1 protein-coding gene is annotated in these 662 nt (G+C 73.4%); it reads left to right on the top strand.

Features of this window, described 5'->3' with window-relative positions; translation table 11 throughout:
- Window positions 1-662: thiamine pyrophosphate-binding protein (locus tag ABD323_RS43305; protein ID WP_344447517.1), on the top strand; the 662-nt coding region annotated here is incomplete at both ends.

Genomic DNA, 662 nt, shown 5'->3' with positions numbered 1-662 from the left:
GTTCCTGCGGGCCCGGCAACACCCACCTCATCCAGGGCCTGTACGACGCCCAGCGCAGCGGGCTCCCGGTGCTCGCGCTGGCCTCGCACATCCCGAGCGCCCAGATCGGCACCGGGTTCTTCCAGGAGACCCACCCGGAGCGGGTGTTCACGGACTGCAGCAGCTGGTGCGAGATGGTCTCCACCCCGGCCCAGCTGCCGCTCCTGCTGCGGGTCGCGGTGCAGCACGCGCGCGGCGCCCGGGGCGTCTCGACGCTGGTCTTCCCCGGTGACGTGGCCGCGCTGCCCGCCGCCAACCCGACCGGGACCGGGCACTTCCTCACCGAGCAGGCGGTGGCCGCCCCGCCGTGGTCCCAGGTGCAGGCGCTGGCCGAGCGGCTGAACGCGGCCGAGCGGGTCGCGCTGTTCTGCGGTGCCGGGGTGGGCGAGGCGCACGGGGAGGTGATGGAGCTGGCGGGGCGGGTGCTGGCCCCGATCGGGCACTCGCTGCGCGGCAAGGAGTGGATCCAGTTCGACAACCCGTACGATGTCGGGATGAGCGGGCTGCTCGGCTACGGGGCCTGCCACCAGGCGCTGCACGAGGCGGACTTGGTGCTCCTGCTCGGCACCGACTTCCCGTACGACTCCTTCCTGCCCGGGGCCAACACCGTCCAGGTCGACCAC

Origin of the sequence: Kitasatospora nipponensis, assembly GCF_039528135.1 — a bacterium.
In the GTDB taxonomy this organism is placed as follows: Bacteria; Actinomycetota; Actinomycetes; order Streptomycetales; family Streptomycetaceae; genus Kitasatospora; species Kitasatospora nipponensis.
Note: the sequence above shows the minus strand (reverse complement) of the source record. Positions and strands in the feature narration are given on the sequence as shown.